The sequence below is a fragment of the Microbispora corallina genome (assembly GCF_016863035.1).
Taxonomy (GTDB): Bacteria; Actinomycetota; Actinomycetes; order Streptosporangiales; family Streptosporangiaceae; genus Microbispora; species Microbispora corallina.
The window spans coordinates 685,627-700,342 of the sequence record NZ_BOOC01000003.1; the positions used below are offsets into that span (position 1 = coordinate 685,627).

General features: G+C 72.9%; 15 protein-coding genes. 14 read left to right on the plus strand and 1 reads right to left on the minus strand.

Going from position 1 to position 14,716, the window contains the following annotated elements:
• Window positions 1-332: 332 nt before the first annotated feature.
• The 14 genes from Mco01_RS07135 to Mco01_RS07200 all read left to right on the plus strand — a co-directional run bounded on the left by Mco01_RS07135 (window position 333) and on the right by Mco01_RS07200 (window position 12,972).
• Window positions 333-731 carry a phage holin family protein gene (locus Mco01_RS07135; protein ID WP_036329990.1) on the plus strand — a complete coding sequence of 133 codons (399 nt, stop codon included), beginning with the start codon at window positions 333-335 and terminating at the stop codon, window positions 729-731.
• On the plus strand, window positions 728-1,873 hold the full coding sequence (locus Mco01_RS07140; RefSeq protein ID WP_204056034.1) for a DUF3618 domain-containing protein: 1,146 nt from the start codon (window positions 728-730) through the stop codon (window positions 1,871-1,873). Before Mco01_RS07135 ends, Mco01_RS07140 begins: the two co-directional genes overlap by 4 nt.
• A complete protein-coding gene (locus tag Mco01_RS07145; protein WP_204056035.1) occupies window positions 1,873-2,916 on the plus strand; it encodes a YihY/virulence factor BrkB family protein in 1,044 nt (347 codons plus the stop codon). The genes Mco01_RS07140 and Mco01_RS07145 overlap by 1 nt, the downstream gene beginning before the upstream one ends.
• Before the next feature lie 83 nt (window positions 2,917-2,999).
• Entirely contained in the window at window positions 3,000-3,497 is a 498-nt protein-coding gene (locus tag Mco01_RS07150) for a MaoC family dehydratase (protein WP_204056036.1), read from the plus strand.
• 79 nt (window positions 3,498-3,576) lie between these two features.
• Window positions 3,577-4,737: an acyl-CoA dehydrogenase family protein gene (locus tag Mco01_RS07155; protein WP_204056037.1), complete on the plus strand. Its 1,161-nt coding sequence runs from the start codon at window positions 3,577-3,579 to the stop codon at window positions 4,735-4,737.
• A gap of 1 nt (window position 4,738) precedes the next feature.
• Entirely contained in the window at window positions 4,739-5,176 is a 438-nt protein-coding gene (locus tag Mco01_RS07160) for an HIT family protein (RefSeq protein ID WP_204056038.1), read from the plus strand.
• Between the two features lie 52 nt (window positions 5,177-5,228).
• On the plus strand, window positions 5,229-6,134 hold the full coding sequence (locus Mco01_RS07165) for a haloalkane dehalogenase (RefSeq protein ID WP_204056039.1): 906 nt from the start codon (window positions 5,229-5,231) through the stop codon (window positions 6,132-6,134).
• A gap of 111 nt (window positions 6,135-6,245) precedes the next feature.
• Window positions 6,246-7,427 (plus strand): sensor histidine kinase, encoded by a 1,182-nt coding sequence (locus tag Mco01_RS07170; protein ID WP_036329986.1) that lies wholly within the window; start codon window positions 6,246-6,248, stop codon window positions 7,425-7,427.
• 104 nt (window positions 7,428-7,531) lie between these two features.
• On the plus strand, window positions 7,532-8,287 hold the full coding sequence (locus tag Mco01_RS07175) for a LytR/AlgR family response regulator transcription factor (protein WP_204056150.1): 756 nt from the start codon (window positions 7,532-7,534) through the stop codon (window positions 8,285-8,287).
• A complete protein-coding gene (locus tag Mco01_RS07180; protein ID WP_036329984.1) occupies window positions 8,284-8,655 on the plus strand; it encodes a membrane protein in 372 nt (123 codons plus the stop codon). Before Mco01_RS07175 ends, Mco01_RS07180 begins: the two co-directional genes overlap by 4 nt.
• Before the next feature lie 13 nt (window positions 8,656-8,668).
• A complete protein-coding gene (locus Mco01_RS07185; protein ID WP_204056040.1) occupies window positions 8,669-10,144 on the plus strand; it encodes a sodium/solute symporter in 1,476 nt (491 codons plus the stop codon).
• Between the two features lie 188 nt (window positions 10,145-10,332).
• Complete coding sequence (locus Mco01_RS07190) at window positions 10,333-10,659, plus strand: DUF485 domain-containing protein (RefSeq protein ID WP_204056041.1); 327 nt, start codon at window positions 10,333-10,335, stop codon at window positions 10,657-10,659.
• A complete protein-coding gene (locus Mco01_RS07195) occupies window positions 10,656-12,257 on the plus strand; it encodes a monocarboxylic acid transporter (protein ID WP_204056042.1) in 1,602 nt (533 codons plus the stop codon). Before Mco01_RS07190 ends, Mco01_RS07195 begins: the two co-directional genes overlap by 4 nt.
• A gap of 115 nt (window positions 12,258-12,372) precedes the next feature.
• On the plus strand, window positions 12,373-12,972 hold the full coding sequence (locus Mco01_RS07200; RefSeq protein WP_204056043.1) for a TetR/AcrR family transcriptional regulator: 600 nt from the start codon (window positions 12,373-12,375) through the stop codon (window positions 12,970-12,972).
• 127 nt (window positions 12,973-13,099) lie between these two features.
• Here the strand turns inward: Mco01_RS07200 and Mco01_RS07205 are convergent, their stop codons facing one another.
• Window positions 13,100-14,638 carry a wax ester/triacylglycerol synthase family O-acyltransferase gene (locus Mco01_RS07205; RefSeq protein WP_204056044.1) on the minus strand — a complete coding sequence of 513 codons (1,539 nt, stop codon included), beginning with the start codon at window positions 14,636-14,638 and terminating at the stop codon, window positions 13,100-13,102.
• Window positions 14,639-14,716 lie beyond the last annotated feature (78 nt).

Consider the following 14,716-nt stretch of genomic DNA (forward strand, 5'->3'; position numbering starts at 1 on the left):
GATGCATCGGGCACAGAAATGCCAGGTAACGGCTTTCGCCGCCGATGCGGGCGATGGTGGATCGAGACCGATATGATGGGAGCGCTCCCACCACAGGATTGTGGATTGGGCCCCGGGGATGTCAATCGCCCGTTGCGTAAGCCTCACCTCGTGACCCTGCGTGACCGTGAGCTATGGCTCCTTGCAGGGTGTTTGCCATGGATCGGCCCTGCCCCCGCACCCTGGTGGTTGAAACTTTCAGCTGTCGTCATCCACCTGTTACCCGCCTCGCGCGCGTGGTTAGGGCTCCCGGCTGCGGGTAGGCGCTTCCCAACCCGGAAGGGAGGCAGGCCATGACCAACCAAATGGAGACGCTGTCCACCGGCGAACTCGTCCGGCGGCTGTCCGAGGACGTCTCCCGCCTCGTCCGCGACGAGCTGCGCCTGGCGCGGCTGGAGATGACGGAGAAGGGCAAGCGTGCCGGCGTCGGCGCCGGCCTGCTCGGCGGAGCGGGAGTCCTGGCGCTGTTCGGAGGCGGCGCCCTCGTGGCGGCGGTGATCATGGCGCTCGCGCGGGTGCTGCCCGGCTGGGCGAGCGCCGCGATCGTCGGGGGAGCGCTGCTCGTCCTGGCCGGGGTGGTCGGCCTGGTGGGCAAGCAGCAGGTGACCCAGGCGACGCCGCCCATGCCCGACGAGGCGATGCGCAGCATCAGGGCCGACATCGACGCCGTGAAGGGGAGTGCCCACCGATGACCGAGGCGGAGCCGGGGGCCGCGCAGCCCACGGCCGGAGAGGTCGGGGTGCACCGGCAGCCCGTCACCGAGCCCGTCATCGACACCGAGTCGCTGAACGCGGTGACGCAGCGCCGCGCCGTGGAGACCGCCGAGACCCCCGAGACCGCCGAAGCCGCCGAGAGCGCCGAGGGCGGCGAGCCGGGCGGCACGAGAAGCGACACGACGAGAGGCGTGCCGGCCGGCCCGGCGAGCCGGGCAGGGGAGCGCGCGAACGGACGGGGGGAGACGCCCGCGAGCCCGGGGACCCGGACCGCCGAGGCGCTGGAACGGAGACGGAGAGGCCGGGACGCCGGGGAGTCCGCAGGGTCCGGGTGGACCGGGAGTTCCCATAGGGAAGGCGAGAGGCACATGAACGATCACACGGGAGCGGGCGGAGCCGCGAACGAGGACCGGGGAACGACGCGCACCCAGGCCAGGGACCTGGCGAAGGACGAGGCCGAGGACCGGGACGAGATCAGCGAGGTGCGGGAGGAGATCGAGCGCACCCGCGACCACCTGGGCGACACGATCGAGGCGCTGGCCGCCAAGGCCGACGTGAGGGCCCGCGCGCAGGAGCGCGTCCACGAGACCGCGATGGCGGCCAGGGCGAAGGCGGCCGGGATGGCCGATCGGGTCCGTGAGGCGACGCCCGCGCAGGTCAGGGACACCGCGGTCAAGGCAGCCCAGGGCGCGAAGCGCCGCCCGGGGGTGCTCGCCGCGGCGGGCGCGGCGGTGACCGGGCTGCTGGTGCTGCGCCGGTTCACCCGGGCCAGGGCCGGGCGCCGCACCCCGTACGCGCGCGCGGCGGGCGGCCGGGCGCTCCTTCGAGGGATGGGCCGCACCCCGTTCAAGGGCAGGACGCGCGGCGACATGATCGCGCGCCGGGTGCGTGAGATACGCGGCATGGGCGGCACGCGCGCCGGGATGATCACGCGTGGCATGCGCAGGGCCGGGCTCATGGGCGGGCGGCGCGGCGGCGTGATCGCCCGCGTGACGGGCCGCACCGGGCTGTTCGGAACGCGTCGCGGTGCGATCGAGCGCGGGATGCGGGCGCCCATGACGAGGGCGATGCGGAAGATGGAGGCGATCAAGGCGACGCGCAGGCGGAGGTTCGCCGGCTGATGACGACGGATCGCGAGGACGTGCCGGGCCCGTGGAGGCGGCTCACGCGGCAGGACTGGATCGGAGTCGCCAAGCGCACGGCGAAGGAGTTCCGCGACGACAACGTCCAGGACTGGGCCGCCTCCCTGACCTACTACGCCGTCCTCTCGATCTTTCCGGGGCTGATCGTGCTCGTGTCGATCCTCGGCCTGCTGGGCCAGGACGCGATCGGCCCGATGCTGGGCAACATCAGGTCGCTGACGCCGGGCCCGGTCCAGCAGCTGATCCAGACCGGCCTCGCCAACGTCCAGCGCAGCCAGGGCACGGCGGGGGTGTTCGCGATCGGCGGCCTGCTGCTCGCCCTGTGGGCGGCCTCCGGCTACATCGGGGCCTTCATCCGGGCGAGCAACGCGATCTTCGACATCCGGGAAGGCCGCCCGTTCTGGAAGGTCACCCCGCTGCGGGTCGGGCTCACGCTGCTCCTGGTGATCCTGATGGCCGCCTCGGCCGTGGCCGTGACGCTCACCGGCCGCCTGGCCGAGATCGCGGGAAACCTGCTGGGTCTCGGTCCCGTCGCCGTCGCCGCGTGGAACATCGCGAAGTGGCCCGTCCTCGTGATCCTCGCGACCGCCATGATCACACTGCTCTACTACGCGGCGCCGAACGTCCGCCAGCCAGGCATCCGGTGGCTCAGCCCGGGAAGCCTGCTCGCGGTCGTGCTCTGGCTGATCGTCTCGGCCGGGTTCGCGCTCTACGTGGCCCGGTTCGGCTCGTACAACAAGACGTACGGCACGCTCGCGGCGGTGGTGGTCTTCCTCATCTGGCTCTGGCTGTCGAACATGGTCGTCCTCGCGGGCGCCGAGCTCGACGCGGAGCTGCAGCGCGGCCGGCGCATCGCCGAGGGCGAGCCCGCGGCCGAGCCGTACGTCGAGCCGCGTGACCCGCCCAAGGACGACACGGCCGACGCGGGCCTGGAGGAGGCCGCGCCCGGGGACGAGGACGCGGGCCGGAGGAGCGGTGGCGTGGAGGAGGCCGGGAAGGGCGCGCCGGCGCGCGGAACCTGATCGCCCGCCGCGTCCCCAGCGCCGTGGCGGGCACGGGTGATCGCTTCTATCGTGGCCCTCCACCGGCGACGAAGGAGTTGGCCATGGGGTTCGGGCGCAGCTACGAGGAGTTCGAGGTCGGCGCGGTCTACAGACACTGGCCGGGGAAGACGGTCACGGAGTACGACGACCATCTGTTCTGCCTCCTGACCATGAACCACCACCCGCTGCACCTCGACGCCCACTACGCCGCCACCACGGACCACGGCCGCAACGTGGTCGTCGGCACCTACGTCTACTCCCTGCTGCTCGGGATGTCGGTCCCGGACGTGTCGGGCCGGGCGATCGCCAACCTGGAGGTCGAGTCGCTCAGGCACCTCGCCCCGGTCTTCCACGGCGACACCCTCTACGGCGAGACGACCGTGCTGGACAAGCGGCCGTCCCGGTCGAAGGACGACCGGGGGATCGTGCACGTCGAGACCCTGGGCTACACGCAGGACGGCACGGTCGTCTGCGTCTTCCGCCGCAGGGTCATGGTGCCCACGCGGGCCTACGCGGAGGCGAGGGGCGACCAGCCCGGCCGCCCGGAGCCGCGGTCGTAGGTGCGACGATGGGGGCCGTGGACTGCCGGCTTCGGAGGCGGGCGGCGACGGCCCCCTCCAGGGATCGGATGGGGACGTGATGGACGTCGAGCTGAACGAGGACCAGCGGCTGTTCCAGCGGACGCTGCGCGAGTTCGTCGAGAAGGAGATCGTCCCGGTCGCCGCGGAGTGGGAGCGGAGCGGGCGCTACCCGGCGGAGATCGTGGCCCGGTTCGCCGAGCTGGGCCTGTTCGGGATCACGGTCCCCGAGGAGTACGGCGGGCTCGACCTCGACCGCGTGTCGTTCGCGCTGGTCTTCGAGGAGATCGCGCGGGGCTGGATGGGCGTGGCCGGGGTGCTGGGCTCCCACTCGCTGTCGACGTGGATGATCGCCCGGTACGGCACGGAGGAGCAGCGCCGCCAGCACCTGCCCGACCTGGCGAGCGGCGCCCGGCGCACCGGCATCGCGCTGACCGAGCCGGGGGCCGGGACCGACCTGCAGGGCATCGCCACCCGGGCCGTGCGGGACGGCGACCACTACGTGGTCAACGGGACCAAGACGTGGATCACGAACGCCCGGCACGCCGACCCGCTGCCCGTGCTGGTGAAGACCTCCGTGGAGACCCCCGCCCACCGGGGGATGTCGGTGCTGCTGGTCGACGGGTCGAGCGAGGGCCTGACGATCAGCCGCGACCTGCCCAAGCTCGGTTACAAGGGCACCGAGACGTGCGAGGTCGTCCTGACCGACGTCCGCGTGCCCGTCTCCCGGCTGCTCGGCGGCGTCGAGGGGCGGGGGATGCAGCAGGTGCTGTCGGCGCTGGAGCTCGGCCGCCTGAACATCGCCGCCCGGGCGGTCGGCGTGGCCCAGGCGGCGTACGAGGCGGCGCTCGGGTACGCCAGGGAGCGGCACGCGTTCGGGCAGCCGATCGCGGACTTCCAGGCGATCCAGCTCAAGCTGGCCGACATGGCCACGGAGATCCAGGCGGCCCGGCTCATGACGTACTGGGCGGCGGTCAGGTCGGAGGCGGGGCCGGTGAAGGCCGAGGCCGCGATGGCCAAGTACTTCGCGTCCGAGGTGGCCCTGCGTGTCACGATGGAGGCCATGCGGATCCACGGCGGGTACGGGTACTCGCAGGAGTTCACGGTCGAGCGGCTCTACCGCGACGCGCCGCTCATGGCGATCGGCGAGGGCACCAACGACGTGCAGCGCCTGATCATCGCGAGGTCCCTGATCAGCGGCGAGTCCGCCCTCGGCTGGTGACATGATCGGTGAGCTGAGGCCCGGCTGCCTGTTCTGCGACATCGCGGCCGGGGACAAGCCGGGGCACGTGGTGCTGTCGGACGAGGTGGCGGCGGCCTTCCTCGACACCCGTCCGGTGTTCAAGGGGCACGTCCTCGTCGTGCCGAACGGGCACGTCGAGACCCTGTCCGACCTGCCGGCCGAGGCGGCCGGGCCGTTCTTCCTGCGCGTCCAGGCGGTCGCGCGGGCCGTCGAGGCGGGCCTAGAGGCGGCCGGCACGTTCGTCGCACTGAACAACCGGATCAGCCAGAGCGTGCCCCATCTGCACGTCCACGTGGTGCCGCGCAACCGCAAGGACGGCCTGCGCGGCTTCTTCTGGCCGCGGGTGAAGTACGCCGACGAGGCCGAGATCGAGGACTACGCCGCCCGGGTGCGCTCCGCGCTCGACACCACCTTCTGATCTACTTTGTAAAGGGGCCCGGCGGCCGGATCCGGGGGCAGAATGTCGTTCTATGGACGTGCTCCGGACCCCCGACGAGCGATTCACCGGCCTGCCCGACTTCCCGTACGAGCCGCGGTACGCCGAGGTGACCGACGGCCTGCGGATGGCCTACGTGGAGGCGGGGCCCGCCGGCGGGCAGCCCGTCCTGCTGCTCCACGGCGAGCCGAGCTGGTCGTTCCTGTACCGGCGCGTCATGGCCGTCCTGGCGGACGCCGGGTTCCGGGCGATCGCGCCCGACCTCGTCGGGTTCGGCCGTTCGGACAAGCCCGCCGCGCGGGAGGACCACACGTACGCCCGGCATGTCGAGTGGGTGAGGTCGCTCGCCTTCGACGCCCTCGGCCTGCGCGGCGTGACGCTGGTGGGGCAGGACTGGGGCGGCCTGATCGGGCTGCGGCTCGTGGCCGAGCACCCGGACCGCTTCGCCCGGGTCGTCGCCGCGAACACCGGGCTGCCGACGGGCGACGTGCCCATGCCGGAGGTCTGGCACCGCTTCCGGGAGGCCGTCCAGAACGCCCCGGTGCTCGACGTCGCCCGGTTCGTCCAGGCCGGCTGCGCCACGCGGCTGCCGGAGGAGGTGCGGCGGGCGTACGACGCGCCGTTCCCGTCGGAGGAGTACAAGGCCGGGCCGCGCGCCATGCCGGGCCTGGTGCCGACGTCGCCGGACGATCCGGCCGCCCCCGCCAACCGCGCGGCCTGGGACGCGCTGACCACGCTCGGCCTGCCGTTCCTCGTCGCGTTCTCGGACGGCGACCCGATCACGGGAGGCATGGCGCCCATCCTGAAGCGGTCGATGGCGGGCGCGGCCGGCCTCGACCACCCGGTCGTCAAGGGCGCCGGCCACTTCCTGCAGGAGGACGCCGGCCGCGAGCTCGGCGAGGCCGTGGCCGCCTTCATGCGGGCGACCCCGGCCGCCTGAGCCGCACCCGGCGCACGACCCCCGGCCGCCCCTGCGCACCGGAGGCGCACCCGGCGCACGACCCTGGCCGGGCGAAGCGGGGCGCGGCCGGACGCAGTAGGCTCCGGCGGCGTGGAACCGCTCGTCGCCGCGCTCGTCGTCGCCGCGCTCGTGAGCGTGCCCGCGGTCGTGCTGTGGCGGGTGCTGCGGGGCCGGCGCGACCTGGGCAGCAGCCCGGCCGAGCGGGCCACGTTCGAGACCCTGCACACGGCGTCGCTGGCCGCGCCGCCGCTGCGGGCCGGGCTGACCAAGGCGGGCGCGCTCAAGGCGTCCCGGCACATCCGGGAGCTGCTGGGCTCGCCGGCGATCGCCATCACGAACGGCGAGGAGCTGCTCGTCTACGACGGCGCGGGGGAGCACCACGCCCGGGACGCGTTCGAGCACGCGGCCGGGACACTGAAGGACGGCCGCACGCAGGTGCTCGCGCTCGACTGCTACCGGCCGGAGTGCCCGGTGCGGCACGCGGTCGTCGTCCCGCTGACCACCGACGACCGGGTGGTCGGCTCGCTCGCGGCGTACGGGGACCACGCGTCGGCCGGGCTGGTGCGGGCCGCGCAGGAGGTGGCGCGGTGGGTCGACTCGCAGCTGGAGCTGGCCGAGCTCGACCGGTCCCGGACGATGCTGATGGAGGCCGAGGTGCGGGCGCTGCGCGCGCAGATCTCCCCGCACTTCATCTACAACTCCCTGACCACGATCGCGTCGTTCGTCCGGACCGACCCGGAGCGCGCCCGGGAGCTGCTGCTGGAGTTCGCCGACTTCACCCGCTACTCGTTCCGGCGGCACGGCGACTTCACGACGCTGGCCGAGGAGCTGCGCTCGATCGACCGCTACCTGACGCTGGAGCGGGCGCGGTTCGGCGACCAATTGCAGGTGACGCTGCGCATCGCCCCCGAGGTGCTGCCGGTCGCCGTACCGTTCCTGTGCCTGCAGCCGCTCGTCGAGAACGCCGTGCGGCACGGCCTGGAGGGCAAGCCGGGGGTCGGCCGGATCACGATCGTGGCCGAGGACGCCGGGGCGGAGTGCGGCATCACGGTGGAGGACGACGGCATCGGCATGGACCCCGACCGGCTGCGCCGGGTGCTGGCGGGGGAGGACCGGTCGGGCGCGGGCGGCATCGGCCTGGCCAACGTGGACGAGCGGCTGCGCCAGGTGTACGGCGACGAGTACGGCCTGGTGGTCGAGACCGGCCAGGGCGCGGGCACGAAGGTGACGGTCCGGGTGCCCAAGTACCATCCGGGCGTGTCGGCCAGCTGAACGGGAGGCGGCCGGCTGTGACCCTGTCGTGATGGCGGCAGGCGTTGACTTTCGGATGTCCGGGTCATCACTCTCTAGGGGATTGTTCCGTGAGAGGGGTGGTCGTGAGCGGCCTGCGGGTCCTGGCGGTGGACGACGAACAGCCCGCGCTGGAGGACCTGGCCTACCTGCTCCGCGCGGACCCGCGCATCGCCGACGTGCTGACGGCCCGCGACGGGGCCGCCGCGCTACGGCTGCTCGACCGGTCGATGGCGGAGGGCAGGCCGGTCGACGCGGTCTTCCTCGACATCCGTATGCGGGGTCTGGACGGGGTGGTGCTCGGCAGGCTGCTGACCCAGTTCACCCGGCCGCCCAAGATCGTCTTCGTCACCGCGTACGAGGACCACGCCGTCGACGCCTTCGAGCTGAAGGCCGAGGACTACCTCCTCAAGCCGGTGCGGCCCGAGCGGCTGGCCGAGGCGATCCGCCGCGTGTGCGGCAGCCGCACCGAGCCGGGCGCCCCGCCGCAGGCGGACACGATCCCGGTGGAGCTGGGCGGCGTGACGCGGTTCGTCGCGAGCACCGAGGTCCGGTACGTCGAGGCCCAGGGCGACTACGCCCGGCTGCACACGGCGACCGGCAGCCACCTGGTCCGCATCCCGCTCGCCACGCTGGAGGAGCGGTGGGCGACCGCCGGCTTCCTGCGCGTGCACCGCAGCCACCTGGTGGCGGTCAAGCACATCGACGAGCTGCACATCGACTCGGGCAAGTGCGTCGTACGGGTGGGGGAGACCGAGATCCCGGTGAGCCGCCGCCACACGCGCGAGCTGCGCGACCTCCTGGTGCGCCGGGCCCGCAGGGGCGAGGGGACGGGCACGTGACGGGCAGGCCGCGCCGGGTGGTGGTGACGAGCCCCCGCACGGCCGCCGCCCGCCGGCCCCGGCACCCGCTGACCAGGGAGATCGACGAGCAGACCGAGCTCGGCGAGGTGTACATGCGGTCGCTGATCCGCACCCAGTTCCGGCTGGCGCTGTTCGTGTGCACCGTGCTCGCCTGCGTGGTGGGCGGGCTGCCGCTGCTGTTCCTGCTGGTCCCCGACCTGCGCGACGCGCGGCTGCTCGGCGTGCCGCTGCCGTGGCTGGTGCTGGCCGGGCTCATCTATCCGGCGTTCGTCGCGGGCGCCTGGTTCTACGTGCGGCAGGCCGAGCGCAACGAACGGGACTTCGCCGACCTGGTGGAGCGCCGGTGAGCGGCCGGAACCGATGAGCGGGATCGTCGCCATCGTCGCGTCGATGCTGGCGGCCGTGCTGATCGGCGCGTTCGGGCTGCGCATGTCGCGGACGACGTCGGACTTCTACGTGGCCTCCCGCACGGTGTCGCCGCTGTGGAACGCCTCGGCGATCGGCGGTGAGTACCTCTCGGCCGCCTCGTTCCTCGGCGTCGCCGGGCTCATCCTGACGTACGGCGCGGACATGCTGTGGCTGCCGGTGGGCTGGACGGGCGGCTACCTGGTGCTGCTCGTGCTGGTGTCGGCGCCGCTGCGGCGGTCGGGGGCGTACACGCTGCCCGACTTCGCGGAGGCCCGGCTGGAGTCGATGGCGGTCCGCCGGACGTCGAGCGTGCTCGTCGTGCTGATCGGGTGGCTCTACCTGATGCCGCAGTTCCAGAGCGCGGGGCTGGTGTTCCGCACGGTCACCGGCGCGCCGCCGTGGGCGGGCAGCCTGCTCGTGGCCGTCGTCGTGGCGGCCAACGTGCTGTCGGGCGGCATGCGGTCGATCACGTTCGTGCAGGCGTTCCAGTACTGGCTGAAGCTGACCGCGCTCGCGGTGCCGCTGGTGTTCATGCTGATCGTGTGGTGGTCGGACGGGCCGCGCACGCTGCCGCCCGGCGATCCGTGGGCGCTGCCGCTGCACGGCAGGGAGCACCCGGTGTACGAGACGTACTCGCTGATCCTGGCGACGTTCCTCGGCACGATGGGGCTGCCGCACGTGCTGGTGCGCTTCTACACGAACCCGGACGGCCGGACGGCCCGGCGCACGACGCTGGTGGTGCTGTCGCTGCTCGGCGCGTTCTACCTGATGCCCGCCGTCTACGGGTTCCTCGGCCGCGTGTACGGGCTGCCGGCGACCGACACGGTCGTCATCGCGCTGCCCGGGCGCCTGGTCGGCGGCGCGGTGGGCGACCTGCTGACGGCCCTGGTCACGGCGGGGGCGTTCGCGGCGTTCCTGTCGACGTCGTCGGGGCTCACGGTCTCGGTGGCCGGGGTGATCGCCCAGGACCTCCTCGGCGGCGGTGTGCGCTCGTTCCGGATCGCGACCGTCCTCGCCACGCTCGTGCCGCTGGCGCTCGCGGGCGCGGCGCGGTCGCTGCCGGTGGCGACCGTGGTGGGGCTGGCGTTCGCCGTGGCGGCCTCGTCGTTCTGCCCGCTGCTCGTGCTCGGCATCTGGTGGCGCAGGCTCACCACGACCGGCGCGATCTGCGGGCTGCTCGTGGGCGGTGGGCTGGCCTGCGCGGCGGTCCTCGCCACGATCGTGGGCGGGCCGCGGACGGGCTGGCCGGAGGCCCTGCTGGCCGAGCCGGCGGCCTGGACCGTGCCGGTGTCGTTCACGGTCATGGTCGTGGTCTCGCTCGTGACGCCGGGCCGGGTGCCGCGCGGGGTGGCGCGCACGATGGTCCGCCTGCACACCCCCGACACGCTGAACGTCGACCGCGGCGACTGGCGGCCCCGCTTCATGTGACGTCCAGCGCGCCGGGGATCCGGCTGGATCTACCGTTCGGCGCGCGCAACGGACCATTCGGCGCACGGCGCGGCCATGTGAACGAGCGACCGGTGCGGCTGGGCGACGGGGCGCGGCGGAGGTCTCGTAAGCGGCGGCGCGCCCTCCTACGTTGAGGTGATCCCCCATCACATGTCGAAGGAGGCCATGTGACCGTCCAGCACGATTCATCGGTCTATGAGCAGATACAGTCCGGGGAACAGTTCCAGGAGCTGCGCCGCCGGTACCGTTCCTGGGCCTTCCCGATGACCGTCGCGTTCCTGGCCTGGTACCTGCTCTACGTGGTGCTGTCCGGCTTCGCCCGCGGCTTCATGGGCACCAAGCTGTTCGGAAACATCAACGTGGCGCTGGTGTTCGGCATCCTGCAGTTCGTGTCGACGTTCCTCATCGCCTGGGCGTACTCGCGGCACGCGTCCGCCAAGCTCGACCCCCTCGCCGACGAGCTCCGCCACGACGTCGAGGAGCGCGCCCAGTGAGCCACGAGACCCTGTCCACGATCCTCTTCCTGCTCTTCGTCGCCGGCACGCTCGCCATCACGTTCTGGGCGAGCCGGCACACCAGGAGCGCCACCGACTTCTACGCCGGCGGCCGGTCGTTCAGCGGTGTGCAGAACGGCCTCGCGATCGGCGGCGACTACATGTCGGCCGCGTCGTTCCTCGGCATCGCGGGCATCATCGCGCTGTCCGGGTACGACGGGTTCCTCTACTCCATTGGCTTCCTCGTGGCGTGGCTGGTGGCGCTGCTGCTGGTCGCCGAGCTCATGCGCAACTCGGGCAAGTACACGATGGCCGACGTGCTGGCGTTCCGGATGTCCCCGCGCCCGGTGCGCACGGCGGCCGGCGTCTCCACGATCGTCGTGAGCATCTTCTACCTGCTGGCCCAGATGGTCGGCGCCGGCGCCCTCGTGGGCCTGCTGCTCGGCGTCACCTCCCAGGCCGGCAAGATTTGGACGATCATCGGCGTCGGCCTGCTGATGATCGTGTACGTGGTGTTCGGCGGCATGAAGGGCACCACCTGGGTGCAGATCGTCAAGGCCGTCATGCTGATGACCGGCGCGGCCCTGATCACCCTGCTCGTGCTCGGCAAGTACGGCTTCAACCTGTCGGGCCTGCTCGGCGACGCGGCGACGCAGAGCGGCAAGGGCGCCAAGTTCCTCATCCCCGGCCTCAAGTACGGCACGGAGGCCCAGGGCACCTGGGGCAAGATCGACCTGATCAGCCTGGGCCTGGCCCTGGTGCTGGGCACGGCCGGCCTGCCGCACATCCTGATCCGCTTCTACACGGTGCCGACGGCCCGCGAGGCCCGCAAGTCGGTCCTGTGGGGCATCGGCATCATCGGCGTGTTCTACCTGCTCACGCTCGTCCTCGGCTTCGGCGCGGCGGCCCTGGTCGGCCACGGCAAGATCGACAAGTCGGGCAACACGGCGGCCCCGCTGCTCGCCGACGAGATCGGCCGGCAGATCTTCGGCGACGTCGGCGGCACCATCCTGCTCGCCGTCATCGCGGCCGTCGCGTTCGCCACGATCCTCGCCGTCGTCGCCGGCCTGACGCTGGCCTCGTCGTCGAGCTTCGCGCACGACCTGTACGCCCACGTGTTCAAGCGCGGCCAGGTCACCGAGGGCCAGGAGCTGGTGGTCGCCCGCATCGCGGCGTTCGTCATCGGGGCGGTCGCCATCGCGCTGAGCGTCTTCGCCCAGTCGCTCAACGTGGCGTTCCTCGTCTCGCTGGCCTTCGCGGTCGCCGCGTCGGGCAACCTGCCGGCGATCCTGTACAGCCTGTTCTGGCGGCGGTTCAACACTGCGGGCGCGGTGGCGGCCATCTACGGCGGCCTCGTGTCGGCCGTGGTCCTGGTGATCTTCTCGCCGGTGGTCTCCGGCGCGGAGACCTCCGTGTTCCCCGACGTCGACTTCCACCTGCTCCCGCTGTCGAACCCGGGCATCTTCTCGATCCCGATCGGCTTCCTGTGCGGGTACCTCGGCACGGTTCTCAGCAAGGAGTACAACGCGTCCAAGTACGCCGAGATCGAGGTCCGCTCGCTGACCGGCGTGGGAGCGGAGAAGGCCACCTCCCTCTGATCCCCGATGCGGTACGCCGAGGGCCCGGCCGCGCGGCCGGGCCCTCGCGCGCGTACAGGGTGCCCTGTCCGTCGCGTCATGGTGCTGGAGCACCGATCTGGTTATCGTCTGGCCTGTGGACAGCCCTCTCCAAACCGCCAAGGCATGGTCGCGTTCTCGAAAGAGGGACCGGGAGACGGACGGCGACGCCCGTACCCGCATCCTCGACGCCGCCGAGGAACTGTTCGCGGGCGGCGGCTACGAGGCGACCCCGACGGCCCGGATCGCCGAGCTGGCCGGGGTGCCCAAGGGCCTGGTCTTCCACTACTTCCCCCGCAAGATCGACGTGCTCATCTCGCTCGTCGACGAGCGGACCCTGGTGACGGAGGAGGAGGTGGAGGCGCTGCCCGGCGACGCCGCCGGCACGCTGTCGCGGCTGGCCCGCCGGATGCCGCTGCACGCCTCCCCGGCCATGCGGCGCATCCTGTTCCGGGAGGCCGACACCCACAGGTCGGTGCGCGAACGGCTCGGCCGGCTCAACGCCGAGATCATCCGGCGGGCCCGGTTCGCGCTGGAGCTCGCGCTGCCGGGCGGCCGCGGCGACGCCGCCCGGCTGGAGGCCGCGGCCGCGACGTTCGCCGCCGTCCTGCTCTACCAGGAGAGCCTGTGCCTCCTGACGGGCCACCACATCGATCCCGACGCGGTCGCGGAGCTGATCGCCCATGCCCTGGGATAGTGCCGGCTAGTGCCCTGGCGGCGCCGGGCGCCTGTGCGGTGCCCGGACGCCGAGCGGCCCGAGACGAGGCGAGGACGACGAGCGGCAGGAGCGCGGCCCGGCACGACAGGGCGAGGCGGCTTCGTCGTCAGGCGGGGACCTTCTCCAGCCGCTCGCCGGTCCCGTCCTGTCCGCCGGGCGCCCCGGGAGCTTCAGGAGCGCCGGGCACGTCGCCGGCCGGCTCCTCCTCGCGCGCCAGCTCCAGCAGTTCGTCCATGGCGTCCCGCAGGTGGCCGATGAGGCTCCACACGTCGGGCATGCGGGTGGGGCAGGCGACGATCCCGAAGTCGAGCCGCTCGTCGTACGACGCGCACGTGATGCTGACGCCGCCGGTGGCGTCGGTGACGACCGACATGGGGTGGTAGGCCTCCATGCGCGCCCCGCACATGTAGAGCTGCCGCCGCGGGCCGGGTACGTTCGACACGATGAGGTTGACCCCGGCGCCCGTGACGCCCGCGAGGCGGAACACGGCGGGCGTGGCCAGCGCCGCCACCGGCGCGGGGACGATCGAGCACACGTCGTCGAGCCAGGTCCTGCGGGAGACGGCGTACCGCCGCTTGGCGGCCGCCATGGCGCCGCGCACCGCGGCGAGCCGCTCACGGGGGCAGGCGACGTCGGTCGCCATCGGCGTGATCATGGCGGAGATGCGGTTGCCCATCGCGCCGGCCGCTCCGGCCCGCAGCGCGACCGGGACCGCCGCCACGAGCGGCCGGTCGGGCAGCGCGTCGTGGGCCTCCAGCCAGCGGCGCAGCGCCGACGAGCACAGTGTCATGACGACGTCGTTCGGGCTCATCCCGAACGCCCGGGCCACGCCCCTGACCTCGGCCAGCGGGATCGTCCCGAACGACATGACGCGGTCGCCGGAGATCGGCCCGTTGAACGGCGTGCGCGGCGCGGCGAGCGGCGGCATCTGCGGCAGCGGCCGGGCGTCCCCCGCGATGGCGCGGGCCGCCTGGGCCACGCGGCGGGCGTCGGGCAGGGCCGACAGGACCGGCATCGCGTCGAGGTCGGCCGCCGCCCGCGCGAGCGAGCAGAGCGTCTCGACCGGCTGGACGATGGACCGGGTGATCGCGCCGGCCAGCATGGCGAGCAGTCCCGGCGCCGGCTCGGGGGCGTCGTGCGGCGGCACCTCGACCGGCCGCGGCTCGGGGGAGGGGTCGAGCATGGAGACGAGGATCTCCGAGCCGGACACCCCGTCGATGGCGCAGTGGTGCACCTTCGTGTAGACCGCGACCCGGCCGCCGGCCAGCCCGTGCACGAGGTGGGTCTCCCACAGCGGCCGCCGCCGGTCGAGCCGCCGGGCGTGCAGCCGCGCCACGTGCTCGGCCAGCTGCCGGTCGTCCCCCGGCTCCGGCAGCGTGTCCTCGTACACGTGGGCGTCGGGGTCGAACGCGGGATCCTCCACCCAGTACGGCCGGTCGAGCCCCAAGGGCACGTCGGCCAGCCGCATCCGCAGCGGCGGGGCCAGGTGGGCGCGCTCGCGCAGCAGGTCGACGAGGCAGCGCCGGGTGACGGCGCCGGACGGGGCGGTGGACGGGTCGAGGATGGCGACCCCGGCGACGTGGGCGGCCGTGGTGGCCGACTCCACGCTCAGGAACTGCGCGTCGAGTGCCGTCAGCTGGCGCATGGCCGGTCCTTCCTGCTCTCCTCCCGAGAGGCCATCATCACGGCACGCGGTTGCCGGGACGTTTCCCCGCCATCTCCG